The 18,777-nt window shown below is 68.7% G+C and carries 8 protein-coding genes and 1 tRNA gene; all 9 read left to right on the forward strand.

The window, feature by feature from the left end; genetic code table 11:
• Window positions 1-18: 18 nt before the first annotated feature.
• A tRNA-Ile gene (locus WG922_RS14720) sits at window positions 19-95 on the forward strand.
• 95 nt (window positions 96-190) lie between these two features.
• Window positions 191-1,000 (forward strand): class I SAM-dependent methyltransferase, encoded by an 810-nt coding sequence (locus WG922_RS14725; protein ID WP_340283464.1) that lies wholly within the window; start codon window positions 191-193, stop codon window positions 998-1,000.
• 314 nt (window positions 1,001-1,314) lie between these two features.
• The gene (locus WG922_RS14730) at window positions 1,315-2,937 is read left to right on the forward strand and encodes a hypothetical protein (RefSeq protein ID WP_340283465.1); all 1,623 of its coding nucleotides are present in this window, start codon (window positions 1,315-1,317) and stop codon (window positions 2,935-2,937) included.
• Window positions 2,938-3,344: 407 nt separating this feature from the next.
• The gene (locus WG922_RS14735; RefSeq protein WP_340283466.1) at window positions 3,345-7,115 is read left to right on the forward strand and encodes a hydantoinase B/oxoprolinase family protein; all 3,771 of its coding nucleotides are present in this window, start codon (window positions 3,345-3,347) and stop codon (window positions 7,113-7,115) included.
• A gap of 41 nt (window positions 7,116-7,156) precedes the next feature.
• Window positions 7,157-7,783 carry a GntR family transcriptional regulator gene (locus WG922_RS14740; protein ID WP_340283467.1) on the forward strand — a complete coding sequence of 209 codons (627 nt, stop codon included), beginning with the start codon at window positions 7,157-7,159 and terminating at the stop codon, window positions 7,781-7,783.
• Between the two features lie 12 nt (window positions 7,784-7,795).
• The gene (locus tag WG922_RS14745; RefSeq protein WP_340283469.1) at window positions 7,796-8,773 is read left to right on the forward strand and encodes a Bug family tripartite tricarboxylate transporter substrate binding protein; all 978 of its coding nucleotides are present in this window, start codon (window positions 7,796-7,798) and stop codon (window positions 8,771-8,773) included.
• 13 nt (window positions 8,774-8,786) lie between these two features.
• Entirely contained in the window at window positions 8,787-10,076 is a 1,290-nt protein-coding gene (locus WG922_RS14750; protein ID WP_340283471.1) for an NAD(P)/FAD-dependent oxidoreductase, read from the forward strand.
• A 232-nt stretch (window positions 10,077-10,308) separates the two neighbouring features.
• A complete protein-coding gene (locus WG922_RS14755) occupies window positions 10,309-12,108 on the forward strand; it encodes a ShlB/FhaC/HecB family hemolysin secretion/activation protein (protein WP_340283473.1) in 1,800 nt (599 codons plus the stop codon).
• Window positions 12,109-12,456: 348 nt separating this feature from the next.
• The coding region (locus WG922_RS14760; RefSeq protein WP_340283475.1) for a two-partner secretion domain-containing protein at window positions 12,457-18,777 on the forward strand (6,321 nt) is incomplete at its 3' end.

Here is an 18,777-nt window from a genome sequence, read left to right on the forward strand (position 1 = left end):
CCTACAATCCGGCTCCAGGGGGCGTTAGCTCAGTTGGTCAGAGCAGGGGACTCATAATCCCTTGGTCGCAGGTTCAAGTCCTGCACGCCCTACCAAGAACATGCTCTGAGACTCGGAGACTCCGGGACTTCGCTCTGGCATCGGCTTGCGCTAACCTGCGATCCACTGGCGACGAAGAGAAGGAAAAGCCGTGGCCGCCTCGTCTACTTTTTTCGCCACAAACGGTGAAGGCTACGAGCTCAACATGGGCCGATGGAGCAGGCGGCTGGCAGGCCCGTTCCTCGACTTCTCGGATGTGGTGCATGCCGAACGCATCCTCGACGTGGGCTGTGGCACCGGCCATCTGTGCGGAGCCGTGTGGGCGTCCCGCGCCGACGCCGAGGTCCACGGTATCGACATCTCGCCCGCCTACGTGGCGTACGCGAGACGCCAATACCCGGCGCCAGCCATCAGGTTCGCCGTGGGTGACGCATGTCGCCTCGACTATTCGGATGCTTTCTTCGACTGCGTGCTTTCGATGCTGGTGCTCCATTTCGTTCCAGATCCGCAGGCTGCGATTGCGGAGATGGTGCGTGTCGCGAGGCCCGGAGCGACGGTTGCCGCCACCGTGTGGGACGTGCGAGGCGGCTTCGTTGCCAACCGCCTCTTCTGGGATACGGCGGCGGTGCTCGATTCGGCGGCCGGCGAACGCCGCGCGCGCAACTACACCCGACCGATGACGAGGCCCGGCGAAATGCAGGCCGCATGGCAGGCCGCGGGGCTGGTGGACGTGCGCGAGTTTGTACTAACCGTTCGGATGGAATTCATTTCGTTCGCGGACTACTGGCAGCCTTACCTGGGCCAGGACGGACCCGGCGCGGAGTACGTGCGCAGCCTCGACGACGCCCGCCGGCAGCGGCTGGAGCAAGCCGTGCGGGCGGCGTACCTGGACGGCGAGATCGATGGTCCGCGATCCTTCGCCGCATTGGCCTGGGCTGTGCGGGGGACGGTAGCCGCTTGACGGCGGCTCCTGGCCCGAAGCGGACCTACGCCACTTCGCCCTCGCTCTCCACTGGACCTACGCTGCGTTGCGAGCGGGCCAGGGGCCGCCCCCGCGATGGCACTGCACAGCACGCCTATTCAAACAAGGCGCTTGCGCCGAATCGATAGCCCGGCGCCCCTCCCGCAGATGCTGGTCGTACGCGTCCAGTAGGGGGCGACAAGGGGGGTGTTCGGGTTTCCCGGCAGTAGCACGGCCAGGCTTGACCGTGAATTCCGGCGAGTTCCTAATCGTTGCCCGCCCGATTCGGGAGGAACGTGCCATAGGAGGCCGTCATGTATGCATCTCTAGTACGAAGCACTGTCGCGCTCGCAGCATTGTGCGTCGCGTATCCGATTCAAACGCAGGCAAGCGACCCGGCGCACGAGTCGCACCATGGCAAGCTGGGAACGGTTCACTTCGAGGTGGCGTGCAACGAGGCCGCTCAGCGGGAGTTCAACCTTGCAATGGCCTACTACCACTCGTTCGTCATGGAGCAGATGAAGGCGCCGCTGGAGCGAACGCTCCAGGCCGATGGCAGCTGCGGCATGGCCCATTGGGCGACCGCGCTCGCATCGCTGGACAACCCATTTGGCTGGCCCGGCAATGTCTCTGCGAAGACGCTCGCCGATGGCGCTGAGCTCATGGAGCGCGCACGCAAGACCGGACTCAAGACGCAGCGGGAGCGCGATTTGGTGGATGCGCTGGCAGTCTTTTTCAAGGACACCGAAAAGCTCAATCACGCCGCCCGCGCCAAGGCGCTCGAAGCCGCGCTGCAGGACGTTGCTGCGCGGTATCCCGACGATTCCGAAGCAACCATCCTGTACAGCCTGGTCCTGTCCGCCAACTTCAACCCGGCCGACAAGCAGTACGGCAATCAGCTCAAGGCTGCGAAGCAGCTGGAAGCGGTTTTCGCGAAGGAACCGGACCATCCCGGCGTGACGCACTACCTGATCCACAGCTACGACTACCCTCCGCTGGCCGCCCACGGACTCGAAGCTGCGCGGCGCTACAGCAAAATCGCGCCCGCCGCTGCGCACGCGCAGCACATGCCTTCGCACATCTTCACGCGCGTGGGCGCATGGGCGGAGTCGGTGGCTTCGAATACAGCATCCGCCAATGCCGACGGCGGCAAGACCTGGAACTCGCCGCATGCATACGACTACATGGTGTACGCCTACCTTCAGATGGGCCAGGACCGTGCGGCTCACCTGGTGAGAGACGGCGCTCTATCGAATCCGACGCCGCCCGATCACTTTGCCGCGGCATTCTCATACGCGTCCATGCCAGCCAGGCTGGCGCTGGAACGCGGCGATTGGGCAGCGGCCGCGAAGCTGCCCCTGACACCTGCAGCGGGCGCCTACCCTTGGGCCAAGTACCCGCAGGCGGAAGCAAACAACGCCTACGCACGCGCGCTGGGTGCAGCGGCATTGCGCGATGCGGAGGGGGTCTCGGCCGAGCTCGCACGGCTACAGGCGCTGCGCGACCGGGCGACGGAACTCAAGCTGGGATACTGGGTCGAGCAGATCGGTATCCAGACGGATGTCGTGCGCGGCTTCTCCGCCGCCAGGTCGGGAGACGTCAAGGCCGGTATTGCCGCATTGCAGGCGGCGGCTGCCCGCGAGGATGCCAGTGAAAAGCACGCGGTCACGCCCGGGCCACTGCTGCCGGCGCGCGAAGTTCTCGCCAAGGTACTCCTGGACAGCGGGGACGCAGCCGGTGCGCTGCGGGAATTCGAGGCCGTTCTCAGTAAGGAGCCGAATCGCCTGCGGGGTATGGCTGGCGCAGCGTTGGCTGCCGAGCGCCGGGACGATGCGGCTAAAGCGCGCGACTACACCGGCAAGATCGCGCGCCAGACGGCGCGGGCCGATGGCGGCGTGGACGGCACCCAGCTCGCGCGCTTGTCCGTGACGCGGTGATGCGCAAGCGTCTCCCGTCGTACCGGGCGCCTAGAGCCTTTCGGCGACAGCGCGCCGGCGCCCCGTCTGGCTCAGGCCGGATGGAGTGATCCGCGCGGCATCCGCGTGCGCTGTACCCCGACGGCCGGAAGGTCTGCTCCTTGCCGATTCTGTGGACTCGCTCCGGTGGCCTCAGCGCATGTTCAGGGGTACTCGACCGACCCTTTCCGGTGGGCCTGTGCTTTCGTGAGCGCCCTTCGGCGGGTCGGTCGCTGCTGATCCTCAAGCGAAGCTGTGCCGTGCATCCGCTGTGCCCACGTTGCCCGCCTGTCCCTGTGCGACCAGGGTAAACCCGGGTCTTGCATGCAGCTGCATGCACGACTAACGTGAGGTCGCTCGCAGCAGGAGTTGCTGCGCATGGAGAAGCAATGGCAATCGGCATCGGCTGCGATATCGGCGGCACGTTCACAGATCTGCTCCTTATCGACGAGAAGACGGGCACCGCCCACGTCGAGAAGGTCCTCACCACACCGGACGATCCCTCGCGCGGAATCGAGGACGGCCTGCGCGGGCTCGAGGCCCTGGCGCCAGGCGCGGTCGCCGAGGCCGGGATGCTCGTACATGGCACCACGCTGGTCATCAATGCGGTGATCGAGCGCAAGGGTGCGCTGACGGGGCTGATCACCACCCGAGGATTTCGCGACGTACTGGAGATCGGCCGCGAGAAGCGCTATGACGGGAACGATCTGCAGATCCGCTTTCCCGAGCCGCTGGTCACGCGGCCCCTGCGCACCGAAGTGGACGAGCGCGTGCATACGTCGGGCCGGGTCCTTGCGCCGCTGGACGAAGCCTCGGTCGAGGCGGCTGTGCGGTCGCTGCTGGCCAGTGGCGCGCAGTCGATCGCGGTGTGCCTGCTGAATTCGTTCGCCAACCCCGCGCACGAAATCCGCATCGGCGAGATCGCCGCGCGGATCGCGCCGAACATCCCCGTGACGCTTTCACACGAGGTGCTGCGCGAACTGAAGGAATACGAGCGCACGACGACCACTGTGGTCAACGCGTATGCAAAGCCCGTGGTGGACCGCTATCTGAAGCGGCTCGACGGGCGCCTCGCCGACGTGAAGTTCGGTGGCGAATTCCTCCTGATGCAGTCGAGCGGCGGACTCAACTCGGCGGCCATGGCACGCCAGTTTCCGGTCCAGATCATCGAATCAGGCCCCGCGGCCGGAATGATCGGCGCGGCGCACTATGCGCGCTTGGCAGGCTTCGACAAGGTGCTGGCGTTCGACATGGGCGGCACGACGGCCAAGATGTGCCTGGTCGCGGACGGTCGGGTCGGGCGGGTCAACGAGCTCGAGGTCGATCGCGTGCACCGCTTCAAGCGTGGCAGCGGAATCCCGGTGCGTGTTCCGGTCGTCGATCTGATGGAAATCGGGGCCGGCGGCGGCAGCATCGCGAAGGTCAGTGCCAAGGGCACGATGGAAGTGGGCCCGGAAAGCGCATCGGCCATGCCCGGCCCGGTCAGCTACGGGCAGGGTGGCACCGAACCCACCGTCTCGGATGCGGACCTGGTGCTGGGCTATCTGAACCCGACCTATTTTCTTGGCGGGCGCATGCCGCTCGATCGCGAGAAAGCGGCAGCCGCGATCGAACTCGAGCTGGGCATTCCGCTAGGCCTTTCCACCGAGAAGGCGGCGTGGGGCATTCACAGCGTGGTGAACGAGAACATGGCAAGCGCCGCGAAGGTCTACGTGGCGGAAAAAGGCGAGAGCCCGAGCAGCTGCGCGATCGTCGCCTTCGGAGGAGCGGGTCCCGTGCATGCCTACGACCTGGCACGACGCATCGGGGCGCACACGGTGGTCATTCCGCCGCGCGCCGGCGTGGCGTCTGCGTTCGGCATGCTGATCGCTCCTGCTTCGTTCGACACGGTCCGCACGTATCGCACGCGGGCGGCGAGTGCAGATGCGGCGAAGCTCGATGCGCTCTACGAAGACATGGAAGCGCAGGCGCGCAACGGTTTGCCGCGAAGCACCGACCCGGCACAGGCTTGGTTCGAGCGCTCGGCCGACGTGCGCTACGTGGGCCAGGGTTACGACGTGGCGGTCCCCATCGCGCCGCAGATGCTGCGAGCCGGCGGCTTCGAGCAGGCGTTGCGCAGCGCGTTCAACGCGGTCTACCAGAAGCTGTATGGCCGCGTGTTCGACGAACTGCAGCTCGAGGTGATGAGCCTGCGCGTGACGGCCTTCGCTCCGGGCAAGACCTTCGCCGATGCTGCGCCTGTTGCCGCGAGCGGGACGGTCACGCGCGCAGGGCGTCGAGACGCCTGGTGTCCCGTTGGCGAGAAGTTCGTGGAACATGCGGTCTACCACCGCGCGGCACTCCCCGCCAGCGCGACCATCGATGGCCCGGCGATCGTCGAAGAGCCCGAGTCCACGACCATCGTTGGCGTCGGGGCTACGTTGACCATCGACAAGAGCGGCAGCCTCATCGTCCGCCTGCCGCGCATGCAGGTCCGCGTCGCCAGCGGCGGCCACATCGACGCGGTCAGCCTGGAGATGCTGTGGCGGCGGCTCGGCTCCTCGGTGGACGAACTCGCCGCCGCGCTCGTTCGCACCTCTTTCTCGTCGGTGATCCGGGACGTGAACGACTACGCCTGCGGCGTGTTCGATGCCCAGGCGCGCTTGCTGGTGCGCTCCACCGACAGCACGCCCGGCATCGCGGGTGGCCTGGCGCCCATGCTCACGCACATGCTGGAGAAGATCGCGCCGGAAACCCTGCGCGAGGGCGATGTGCTGATCGGCAACGACCCGTGGCACGGCAGCGGCCACCACAACGACATCTTCATCGTGACACCAGCCTTCCACGAAGGACGACTGATCGGGTATGGCGCCTGTTCGGCACACCACGTCGATATCGGTGGCCGCCGCGCGACCACGGAGAGCCGCGACAACTACGAAGAAGGCTTGCGCATTCCGGTGTGCAGGCTGTACGAGGCAGGTGAGCCGAACGAGGACGTCTTCAACTTCATCGCGAGCAACGTCCGCCTGGCTGAAACAGTGCTGGGCGACTTGCGCGCCCAATGCGCGGCAAACCACGTCGGTTGCGAGCGCCTGCGCGAACTGTGTGCAGAGCAGGGTTGGCGCGACTTCCAGCCGCTTGCCGACGAGATCATCCGTCGCAGCGAGGAACTTGCGCGCGCGGAGATCGAACGCATCCCCGACGGCGAGTACACGCACGAAGCACCCATCGAGATCATCGACGGCCAGCCGATACGGCTGAAGGTGAAAGTCACCGTCAAGGGCGACGAACTCACGCTCGACTACACCGGCAGTTCGGCGCAGGTGCGGCCCGCGGTGAATTGCACCATCCGCTACACGGCGGCCTATTCGATGTTCGCGGTGCTGGCCCTGCTGAACCTGCCGGTACAGGGCAACGAGGGTTCGATGCGTCCCATCCGCATCGTGGCCGAGGAAGGCAGCGTCGTGAATGCGAGATTCCCCGCGCCGGTTTTCGCCCGCACGAGCATCGGCAACTTCATTCCGGAGACGATCTTCAGTGCCCTTGCGCCGGCGCTGCCGGACCGGGTGGTCGCCGCATCGGGTTCCACGCCGCTGTGGGCGCAGTACATCTTCGGCAAGCGCCGTGACGGCACGAGCTTCGCGCCGCTGAACGCCGCGAACGGCGGCCTCGGCGCGCGGGCCGGCCAGGACGGCGTGTCGTGCCTGACCTTCCCCGTGAACATCGGCAACACGCCGGTGGAGATACTGGAAAGTGATATTCCCGCCCTGGTGAAACGGCGGGAACTGTGGGAGGACTCTGCTGGCGCAGGCCGCTTCCGCGGTGGCTTGGGCCAGCGCTTCGAGATGGTCGTGCTGGAAGGCGACATCGGCCCCGACGGCCCGTTTCTCATCGGCTTTCGCGGGGGGCGCTATCACTTCACCGTGCCGGGCCTCCTGGGCGGCGAGGACGGCCCGAACGGCCGGCTCATCATCAATGGAAAGCAGGCATTCGGTGGCGGCGACGCGAGCGTGCCCCCGGGCGGCACGATGCTGTGCGAAATCCCTGGCGGCGCGGGGCTGGGCGACCCGCGGAAGCGCTCGCGCGCCCTCATCGAACGCGACGTCGCGTACGGCTATGTCTCCGCCGAGAAGGCGCGTGAGATCTACGGCTGGACACCGACTGTCGAGGTCGCGAAGTGACAGGGGAGGAAATTCCGCACCCGCTGCGCAAAGGCTCTCGCGTGGGCGTCGTCTGCGACGCGATCACGAGCGCGATCCGCGACGGCAAGCTGCGCCCAGGCGACCGGCTGCGCGAGCACGAGCTCGCGGAGCGCCTCGGAGTCAGCCGCACGCCAGTGCGCGAGGCGCTCAAGCGGCTCGAGGTGCAGGGGCTCGTGACGCCGGCGGGCGATGGGATGACCGTCACCACCTTGTCGCCGCAGCAGGTCACGGAGCTCTACACCGCGTGGGCGGAACTCGAGGGCGTCGCGGCCGGGCAGGCTGCCCTCCACGCCAGGCCTGCCGACATCCAGATGATGCGAAGCATCTGCGAGCAATGGCGCCCCGACCTCACGCCCGAGCGCCTGGGCACGCTCAACCACCGGCTGCACCAGGCGATCTACGCCGCCTCTTGCAACATGTTTCTGCAGCGGTCGCTCGACGCGATCGAGAACGCCGTCGCCTTGCTGGGGCTGCAAACCTATACGTACGCACAACGTCGGGAAGTCGCTGGCGCGGAGCACATGGCCATCGTCGATGCGATCGCACGCCGCGATCCCGCAGCGGCGGCCGCAGCAGCCAGATCGCACATCGTCGAAGCGGAAAAGATCCGGTTCCTTGTCGTCGGGCAACGCCCACCCACTCTCTGAAAGGCGGTTTCCATGAAAAGACGTCTCGTGCTCCAGGCAGCAACCCTCGTGGCGGGTGCATCCGCAAGCGGCTGGACTGCCGCACAGCAGTATCCGAGCCGGCCTATCAGGCTCGTGGTGCCCTGGCCTCCCGGAGGCGTGACGGACATCGTCGCCCGGGTCGTGGGCGAGAAGCTGCAGGCCGAGCTCGGCCAATCCGTCGTCGTGGAGAACAAGGCCGGCGCCAGCGGGTTCATCGGGACCGAGCACGTCGCCAAGGCGCCGCCCGACGGCTACACGCTGCTCCTGATGACCACGAGCACGCATGTCGTCGCGCCCAACCTGTACCGCAAGCTCCCGTACGACCCCATCAAGGATTTCGCGCCCATCTCGCAGATCACCGCTGCGCCGACGATCATGGTGACCCCGCCGGATTCGCCCCATGCGGACGTGGCTGCACTGATCGCCTATGCCAAGGCCAATCCGAAGAAGCTGAACTACGCCACGTACGGTGCGGGCGGCAGCTCCCAGCTCGCTGCGGCGCTGTTCATGCAGGCCGCGGACATCGAGATGACACCCATCCCCTACAAGGGTTCGGGGCCCGCTCTCATCGGGCTGATGGGCGGCGAGTGCCACGTCTTCTTCGACTCGATCCCCGCGTCGCTCAATCACGTGAAGAACGGCAAGCTCAAGGCCCTTGCCGTGACGAGTTCGAAGCGTGTCGAGGCCGCGCCCGAGATTCCCACCGTGGCGGAAACCTTCCCCGGCTTCGAGTTCATCGTGTGGCAAGGGGTCGAAGCTCCGGCGGGCACGCCCAGGCCGGTGATCGACCGCTTGAGTGCGGCCATCATCAAGGTCATGGACCTGCCCGAAGTCAAGGCGAGAATGAATGGACTTGGCGCCATGGCGGTGAGCAGCCCGACACCGGAGCTCCTCGCGCAGAAGAAGTTGCGCGAGAAGGACAAGATGGGCGAGGTCATCAGGCGCGCCAACATCGGGTACCTCGACTAGGTCGCCGCACCTGGTGCAGCAATACCCCGACTCGTGGTGGGCCGCGTCCGCGCGGCAGCATTGCGCCTTTCCTGCGCTGGCCGAGGACACCGAAGTCGATGTTGCCATCGTCGGCGGAGGTTTCACCGGCCTGTCGGCGGCGCATCACCTGCAACGGGCTGGGCTGCAATGCGCCGTGCTGGAGGCCAACCGCATCGGCTGGGGCGCGAGCGGACGCAACGGCGGCATTGCGGTGCCTCGCTACAAGTGGACCTACCCAGAGCTGGAACGCAAGTACGGTTTCGACGTTGCAGCGCTGATGTACCGCTCGGCGCACGACGCGCTCGATACGCTGGAGAGCATCGTGCGCAGCCGGGGACTCGATTGCGGGTTCGCGCGGACTGGCCACCTTACGCCGGTGGTCAGCGCGAGCGACGTGCCGCGTTTTTCGCAGGACGTGCAGTGGCTTGCGTCGAGACTCGCAGACACGTGGCCTCGCGTGGCAGACGAGGTGGAGGCCGCACAGAAGACAGGCACGTCGTTCTACACGGCCGCCTACCTCGAGCCGCGCGGCGCGGTGATTCATCCGCTCGAGTACTGCATCACGCTGGCCAAGGGCCTGCACGCGGACGGCGTGAAAATCCATTGCGACACGCCGGTGCTGTCGTGGGCGTGTTCGGGCGACGCGGTGGTGATCCAAACCTCGAATGCGCGGGTTCGCGCCAGGCAACTGCTGCTGGCCACCAATGCGTACAGCGACCTCACTCCGGCCGGCAAGGCGCTGGCAAAGCGCGTGGTGCCCGTCGCTTCGGCGGTCATCGCGACCGAGCCGCTGCCCGAGGCGCTGCGCAGCACCATCCTTCCCGACGGCGAAGCGGCGACCGACGCGAAGCGGCTGACCAACTACTACCGCGTGCTGCGCGACGGCAGCTTCTTCTTCGGAGGCCGTGGCGGTGCGTCCAGTCGTGCCTCGCAGCGCATCTACGACAGGCTGCGGCGGGACATGCTGGCGATCTACCCACAGCTGGAGAGTGTCCGCGTTCGGCACCAGTGGTTCGGGCTGGTTGCCGTGACCCTGGACACCGTGCCGCACATCGGCTCGCTGCAAGCGCGTGTTCACTACGGCATGGGCTACAACGGGCGCGGTGTCGCGCTGGCGGCCCTGTTCGGCCGGAAGCTCGCGCAGATGGCGCTCGGGGATATGCCCCAACTCGGACCCATGAGCGAAGGCTCGTTCCAGCCGATCCCTTTTCACGCGTTTCGTGTCCCTGCGAAGCAGGTCGTCATTTCGTGGAAACAGCTGGTGGATTCGCTCGGCGTCTGAGACCAAGGCGCAGGATCACGTTCCTGCACCTCCTGCCAGGCTCGACAGCCCTGACGGACGCTGCGTCCACCTCGCGCAAGTCTCCCACCACCCCGGAAGCTGACAGCTCCCTGCAAGCGCCTGGTTGCCGGCGCCCCTAACCTGCCCGATTTTTCGCCGTGGCGACACCGCCGTCGAGGAAGGCGCGTTCAGGTACTGCCGGCGCGAGAAGAGGGTTGGGGCAATGAGTTCAATGTCTGTGCGTTCATGGCGCCCGTCGGCCACGCGGCGCGCGCGGCACATCCGCCTTTTCGCCACGCGCCCCGCTGCGCCGCGCGAGTGGATTGCAGCGGCCCTGTGCGGCCTGGCCCTGGCCAGCCACGCGCAGGTTCGTCCATCCGCTTCGCCCGCAGCGGCCATCGAGGAAGGTCTGCGCCGGCAGGAAGAGCGCACGCGCGAGCAGGTGCGCTCTGGCGAGCCGAGCGCGAGCGAGCTGCGTCCCCAGGCGGCCCCGCCGACGGCGCGCACCTTGCCGGTGGAGCAGCCATGCTTCGTCGTCGAGGAGGTTGCGCTTACGGGCACCGGATCCACCCGCTTTCGCTGGCTGCTCGACGCGGCCGAGCCCTTCCTGCGCCACTGCGTCGGCGTACAGGGCCTGGGGGTCATCGCCAGCGAACTCGACCGCGCGCTGCGCGAAGCAGGCTATGCCACCACCCGAGTCGCCCTGCCTGCGCAGAACCTGCGCGGCCGCCAGCTGCTGGTGCACGTCGATGTGGGGCGCATCGGAGAGGTCCGGATGGTCGATGCGCAGTCGCCGCCGCTGCAAGAGGAACCCGCATGGGGTACCTGGCACAACGCCTTCCCCACCAGCGCAGGCCGGGTGTTGAACATCCAGGACCTGGAGCAGGGTGTCGAGAACATGAACCGGCTGCCCAGCCAGAGTGTCACCACGCGGCTGGAGCCGGGGGAGCAGCCGGGCACCAGCGACCTCATCATTGAGCGGCAAGCGGCCCCGTTGAGTGGCCGTGTTCGTGCAGGCGCATCGCTGGACAACGGCGGCAGCCACAGCCTGGGCCGCACGCAGCTCGCGATCAACCTGGCGCTGGACAATGCGCTGGGCCTGAGCGACATCGTGTCGTTCAACCTCAATACCAATGTCGAAAAGCTCGCCGCCGACCACCGCAGCCAGAGCGCGGCCCTGAACTACAGCATCCCCCTGGGATACAGCGTGCTGACCTTGTCCGCGGACCAGAGCCGCTTCGTCCAGACGGTGCAGGGCACGACGGCTCGCTTTCTCTCCAGCGGCCGCAGCGAATCGGCGCAGGCGCGGCTGCAGCACACGCTCTGGCGCACGTCCAGCAGCCAGTTCGGGCTGCAGGCGGGGCTGTCCACGCGCCGTGCCGCGAGCTTCCTGGACGACACCGAAATCCTCGTGCAGCGTCGGCGCACCACCACCGTGGAAACCGGTGCGAGCTACAAGCACGTGTTCGAGAAGTCGGTGCTCGACCTGAACATCGCCTATCGGCGAGGCATGCCGTGGCGGCGGGCGCAAGCGGACCTGGAAGGGGCGCAGGAGGGTGGCCCCACCCTGCGTCCGCGCATATGGACGCTGGCGGCCGGCTTGCAGCATGACTTCACGTGGGGCGAGCGCCGCTGGCGCTTCAGCCCCGCATTCAATGCGCAGCACACCACCGACACCACCCTGTCCATCGACCAGATCGCCATCGGCGGACGCTCCAGCGTGCGCGGCTTCGACGGCGCCGCCGTGCTGCTGGCGGAAAACGGCTACCTCCTGCGCAACGAACTCACTACGTCCATGCCCGTCGTCGCCGGCATGGACACGATCCTGGTGCTCGCGCTGGACCACGGGCGGGTGTGGGGCCCCAGCGATGTCTATCTCGTCGGCAACAGCTTGTCGGGGGCGGCCGTGGGAGTGCGCGGGCGGCGCGAGTCGTTGCAATTCGAGGTCATGTTGGCCATACCCGTCCACAAGCCTGACGGTTTCGCCACCAGGCGCGTGAATCCCTACCTCAGGCTGTCGCTCAGTTTCTGAAGCTGAGGCGGTGCACCGCGGCGACTCGCCGCCTCTGCGCCGAACGCAGCGTGTCCCATCTTCACAACGGCGCCTATCGCGAGGCCTTTGGTCATGGCGCCTGCAGCGTCGCCGTTGCGCCGTCACGCGCCTGCTGCATGACGCACGGATGGGCTATCTGCGCTTCCCTTCGTTGCGCCCATGCATGCCAAGCCGCTGCAAGCCGGCTGCAAGCGAAGCGCCGCTAGCCTGCCGCTTCTGCGTTTGCCGGTGCGCCCGATGCGGGTTCATCACCCACCGCGTGCCGCTGGCACACGGGGCCAACGGCGCCGCCACCTCCACCGATCACAAGACCACGAGCACCACCGCATGCTGCTTCATCCGCACTCGCGCCGCGCTGCGCCGGCCCACCCCTGGCGCCGCCGCCTGGCTGCCCTGCTGGCTGCCGTATTCACCGCGCAGACGCTGCTGGCCGGCGCTCCGGCCTACGCGCAAGTGGCCGCCGCCGCCGGCGCCCCGGCCGGCCAGCGCCCGCTGCTGGATGCGGCGACCAACGGCGTGCCGCTGGTCCTCATCGCCCCGCCCAGCGGCGCGGGCGTCAGCCGCAACCGCTACGAGCAGTTCAACGTCGGCCGCGAAGGCCTGATCTTCAACAACAGCGCACACCCCACGAACACGCACCTGGGCGGACGCGTCCAGGGCAACCCGCAGCTCGGTCACACGCCCGCGCGCGTGATCCTCAACGAAGTGTCCGGCGCGCACCCCAGCGCCCTGCGCGGGCCGATGGAAATCGCCGGCACGCGGGCCGACCTGGTGGTCGCCAATCCCAACGGCATCGTGTGCGACGGCTGCGGCTTCATCAACACGTCCCGCGCGACGCTGAGCACCGGCCAGCCCGCGTTCGGCCCCCGAGGCGAACTCACCGGCCTCAGCGTTCGCCAGGGCCTCCTGAGCATCGGGCCGGGCGGCCTGAACGCAGCCGACCAGCAGCGCCTGGACCTGCTCGCGCGCGGCATGCTCGTCGAGGGCGACATCCACGCACGCGAGCTGCGGGCCATCGTCGGCGCCAACCAGGTGGCGTACGACAGCCTGGCGGCCACCGCCCTGGAGGCCACCGATGCGGCCCCGCGCTTTGCGGTGGACGTGCGCCACCTGGGCGGCATGTACGCCGATCAGATCTATCTCATCGCCACCGACAAGGGCCTGGGCGTCAACAGCACCGGGCGCCTGGCCAGCCTGTCCGGCGCGCTGGTGCTGTCGGCCGACGGCGACCTCGCCGTCAAGGACACCACCGCTGCCGGCGACATGGCCCTGACCAGTGCGGGCCAGGTGCACCTCGCGGGCCGGACCCAGAGCGACGGCCGACTTGCCGTCGCTGCTGCACGTGGGCTGGTCACCACCGCGTCGGTGCAGGCACAGACGCTGGTGATCGACGCACCGCGGCTGGACAACAGCGGCAGCCTCTCGCAGCTCGACGCCCGCGTGCCGCTGGGGTTGCGCCTGCCCGAGGGCCTGCGCAACAGCGGCACCATCCATGCGGCCGGTGAGCTGGCGCTGGACGCCCCGCACATCTCCGGCACCGCCGCCGCGCGGGGTGCCTTGCTCTCCGGCGGCGCGCTGAGCCTGCACGGCCAGCGCATCGATCACCAGCAGCTGGCCGCCGACGGCGCGCTCGCGCTGTCGAGCGCTAGCGCACTGCACATCGCGGACAGCACACTCATCGCCGAGCGTGGCATGCAGCTGGAAAGCCGAAGCCTCACGCTCGAGCGCAGCACGCTCGCGACGGCCGACGCGTTGAGCCTGCACGCCACAGGGGCGCTGACCTTGATGGACGCGCAGCTCACGGCAGCCGGCAACGTGCATGCCGCAGCGCAGGGCATCACAGCCCATGGCGCGGTAGTAGAGGCGGCTCGCATCCACGTCGATGCGGGCGCAGGCGTCTTCGACAACCAGCAGCAAAGCCAGTGGCTGGCAAGCGATGTCGGCCTCGATGCGCTCAGCGTGGCCGCCACCGGCATCCACAACAGCACGGGCGAGCTGCGCACCAACGGCGGCTTGCGCATCGATGCGCGTGGCGCGTGGCTGCGCAACACGGGGGAAGGTTTGATCGCCGGCGCCAGCGGCACCTTCGAGCGTCTGGCCGGCCTGCACAACCAGGGCGGCAGGCTCTACAGCGATGGCGCCTTGCACCTCGTCGCGGCCGACATCGACAACCGCGACGGCGCCATCGTCACCGGCGCGGGCTTGTCCATCGATGCAGCGCGCCTGAGCCTGCAGGGCGGCCTGCTGTCCGCGGTGGGCGACCTCACGCTGCGTGCCGACGCCGTGCAGGCCGCCGGCGCCAGCGCGGTCAGCGACCGCCATCTGCGCATCGAGGCGGGCAGCCTCATCGGAGGGGAGTGGCAGGCTGCCGGGGACATCAGCGCCCAGGTGCGCGGCACGCTCGACCTGGGCCAGGGCAAGCTGCTGGCCGGAGGAGACCTCGGCATCGCGGCCGAAGGCATCCGCACCGACGGCGCGCAGCTGGAGGGCCAGCACATCGCATTGGACGCCGGCACCGCTGCCTGGAGCCACCGGGCCGGCCACCTGGTGGGCCGCGCCAGCGTGCAGGCCAGCGCCGCAAGCACCGACAACGCTGGCGGCCTGATCGCGTCCGCGGGCCACATGCAGCTCACCACGTCCGGCGTCCTCATCAACGAAGAGGGCGGGCACATCCAGGCGGATGGTGCCTTGCACCTGCGCGTGGGCGAGCTTCGCAACCGCGCCGGCACCCTGCTCGCCGGTGGCGACCTCACCGTGCGCAGCCCGCCGCCGCACACAGCCGCCGTCGATGACGAAGCCGGCGTCGGCCGAGGCGGCCTGCTCAACGAGGGCGGCCTGATTGCCGGGCGCCAGGTGCGCATCGACGCCGACGTGCACAACGCCGAAGGCGTCATCTCCGCCGACCACGCGCTGCTCATCGCGGGAGCCATCGACAACCGCGCCGGCGTGCTCGAAGCGGGCGACGGGGGCATCCACATCGACACGCTCGGCCAGCGCCTGGTCAACACCGACAGCGGCGCCAAGCGCGGCATCGTCAGCACCGGCGACATCCGCATCGACGCCGGTGCGCTCGACAACCGCGGCGGCTATATCGGTGCCGACGGTGCCCTGGCCGTCGAGCGGTCCAGCTCCATTGCGAACCAGGGCGGCACCCTGGTGGGCGGGGACCACAGCGTTGTGGCCAGCGCCGGCCGCATCGACAACCGCGGCGGCGCGATCCTGAGCCAGGCCGACCTGCTCGTGCAGGCCGCAGCCGTGGACAACAGCGGCCCGCGCAGCGTGGTGTCCGCCGCACGCGACCTCACCATCGACGCTGCCGCGCTGGACAACAGCGGCCCGCGCAGCGTGGTGTTCGCCGCACGCGACCTCACCATCGACGCTGCCGCGCTGGACAACGCCGGCACCCGCGGTGACCCCGCGTCCGCGAGCGCCAGCGCCGGCCTGCTCGCAGGACGGCACGCCAGCGTCACGGCCGGCGCTCTGGACAACACCCAGGGCGCCATCGTCGCCATGGGCGAGGCCACGCTGCGCGTGACCGGCGCCCTCGACAACGCCGGCGGCCACATCGCCGCCGACACCGCAGATGTCCACACCGGGGCAATGCGCAACGACCAGGGCCGCCTGGACGCGCAGCACAGCCTGGCCGTCAAGGCCGGGCAGCTCAGTGGGAATGGCCAGCTCACCTCGCAACGCGCGCTCAGTTTGGAGCTGCAAGGCGACTACACGCACCAGGGGCTGATCGCCGCCGGCACCGACCTGCGCATGCACACCGAAGGGCGCCTGGACAACCACGGCGTGATCAGCGCTCAGCGCAAGCTGCAACTGAGCGCAGGCGCCTTGCACAACGGCCACGAGGGCGTCATCACCGGCCAGGAGACCGCGCTCGACATCGCAGGCGAGCTCACCAACCTCGGCCTCGTCAACGCCAGCGCCGGCCCGGCCACCGTCCGGGCCAAGAGCGTGCGCAATCTCGGTCGCATCTATGGCGACGAGATCGCCATCAGCGCGCAGCGGCTGCACAACGATGCCGCGGGCGTCATCGCCAGCCGCACCGGCGGCATCGTGCTGGAGCTGCCCGAGGGCCTGGAGAACACCGGCGAGGCTCTCGTGCACAGCGCCCAGGACCTCAAGATCGCAGGCCCCGCGCGCAACGACGCGGCCACCCTGAGCGCGCAACGCAATCTGTCGATCACCGGCGCGCTGGACAACCTCAACACCGGCCTGCGCACGGGCACGCACACGCGCCACGAGGCGCTGTCTAGGCTCATCATCACCCCGAACACCCTGCCTGGGAGCTTCGAGCCCGGCGAGCTGGGCTGGAACGACATCAAGAGCGAGGGCGGCAGGTGGGTGGTGCCCAGCACGACCTACCCGTTCGAGACGTTCGGCGATGAGTTCGTAGACGCCGCAATCAGCTGCGTCCCCGACCACGAAGGCATTGGCTCGTGTGGATACGCGTATCGGCCTGACGATCCCGTCTGGGCGCGCTTCGGCGTTCCCAGCCCGGGCGAGCCGCCGGAGATGCCGGCTGCAAGCTGCGTCGATACGGTCACCCACAGCGAGAGCCTCGTCACCGACGTACGTGTGGACCACGGTGCCTGCGGCGCCTACTGGCAGGACTTCAATGCCTATGCCGCCAGCCTGCAGCAGGCCTACGTCTCGCTGGACCAGGCCATCGCAGATTTCAACGACGACCTGCAAGGCCGCAGCTTCCACGACTGGTACGAGACCACGCTCACCGGCCAGCGCATCGAAGAGACCATCGTCACCGACAGCCGCCCGGGCCGCGTGCTCGCCGGCGGCGACATGCACCTGAGCGGGGGACGCAACGTCGATGCCGTCGTCGTCGCGGCCGGCACTATCGACGGCACCGCCCTCGACAACATTGCCAGCCAGGGGACGCGACACACCACGTACGAGGGCACGCGAGTCTTCGATCGGCGTGATCACAGCGGCCGCGGCTTGCGCGACAGCTTCAGCCGCGAGCGATCCGCCCCCCAACCGCTCGCCGACGCCCCCGTCACCAAAACCTTCAGCCTGCCCGTGCTGCAGAACCAGCAGGGCGGCCAGCCCGCCTTGCACGCGGCCGCGGGCAACCGCGCCCCGGCTGCGCCCGCGGCCGCCAGGCCGACCGTTGGTGCCGTGGCGCAGAACACGCCTGCGACACCTGCGACCCAACACCCGCCGGAAGCAACCCCTGGCGCCGAGCCCCCACCCGTCGAAGCGACCCTGCGCGGCAGCGTCATCGCCCCCGACGTACGCGCCGGCCAGCTCGGCGCCGTCACCGCCCCGCAGGCGCTCCTGCGCGTGCTGCCCGCCTACGTGCCGCCGGGCTCGGCACAGGCCCAGGCCAGCGCTTCGCAGCGCGGCGCGCCGCCCCCCATCAAGGCCGCGGGCTATGCCACCGTCGCTTCGCAGGGCGCCGTCCGCGCCCCGGCCAACCAGCTCTTTGCCATCGGCCGCGACCCGCGTGCGCCGCTGGTGCAGACCGACGCCGCCTTCACCGCGGGCCGCTACTACACCTCCAGCCAGGAGTTCCTCGACCAGCTGGGGCTGGACGGCGAGTACGCGCTGCGGCGCTACGGCGACGGCTTCGCCGAGCAACGGCTGATGGACGACCAGGTGCTGGCCCTGACGGGCCGGCGCTTGCTCAGCGGCTACCAGGACAGCGAAGCGCAATACCAGGCGCTGCTCGACGCCGGTGTGCTGGTTGCGCGCCAGTACCAGCTCAGTCCCGGCGTGGCGCTCTCGGCCGAGCAGATGGCGCTGCTGACCACCGACATCGTGTGGCTCGAGATGCGCACCGTCGCCCTACGCGATGGTGGAACCACGCAAGCCTTGGTGCCCACGCTGTACCTGCGCCGCCCCGTCGAAGGCGACCTGCGGCCCGAAGGCGCCCTCATCGCCGGCAGCAATGTAGATCTGCGCACCGCCGGCGACCTCGTCAACAGCGGCACCATCGTCGCCCACCGCCAGGATGCCGACGCCACGGGCCGCAGCAGCGGCGGCCAGCTCGTCCTGCAGGCGCGCAACATCGCCACCAGCGGCACCCTGGCCGGCCACCGCGTCGATGTCGCCGCCGACAACCAACTCGACAGCGGCGGCGGCCACATCCTGGGCCTGGGCGCCAACAGCAGCGTGAGCCTGAACGCGCGCGACATCGTGCTGCGCACCACCACGCAAACCAGCCATGCGCGCATCGACGGTCCGCACGGCACCAGCACCGGCACCACCACCAACGCCGACCGCATCGCCACCGTCATGGCCGATCGCATCAGCATGCAGGCGCTGGGCAACATCGACCTGCTGGGCGCGCGCATCCAGGCAGCGAACGATCTGGATGTCGATGCGCAAGGCGACATCAACGTGCTCGCCGTCGGCATCGGCAGCCAGCGCGACACGCCCGTGGGCGGCCAGGCTTTCGGGCGCACCGGCCACATGCGCGAGCAGACCACCGCCCACCTGGGCAGCCAGCTCAGCGCCGGCGGCAACGCCACCTTGCGTGCCGGCGGCGACTTGCGCGCCATCGGCAGCGACCTGCACGCCGACGAACACCTCACGCTGGCAGGGCGCAACGTCGACATCCGCGCCGCGATCGACAGCCACGCAGTCGATCAGCAGTCGGCCGTGCACGGCAGGGGCTACGAA

Origin of the sequence: Ramlibacter sp. AN1015, from assembly GCF_037726105.1 — a bacterium.
Classification (GTDB): domain Bacteria; phylum Pseudomonadota; class Gammaproteobacteria; order Burkholderiales; family Burkholderiaceae_C; genus Ramlibacter.

Excerpts from the sequence above, each read along its gene's own strand:
- WG922_RS14745 (WP_340283469.1), top strand. The coding sequence starts at position 7,796 with ATGAAAAGACGTCTCGTGCTCCAGGCAGCAACCCTCGTGGCGGGTGCA.
- WG922_RS14755 (WP_340283473.1), top strand. The coding sequence starts at position 10,309 with ATGTCTGTGCGTTCATGGCGCCCGTCGGCCACGCGGCGCGCGCGGCAC.
- WG922_RS14730 (WP_340283465.1), top strand. The coding sequence starts at position 1,315 with ATGTATGCATCTCTAGTACGAAGCACTGTCGCGCTCGCAGCATTGTGC.
- WG922_RS14735 (WP_340283466.1), top strand. The coding sequence starts at position 3,345 with ATGGCAATCGGCATCGGCTGCGATATCGGCGGCACGTTCACAGATCTG.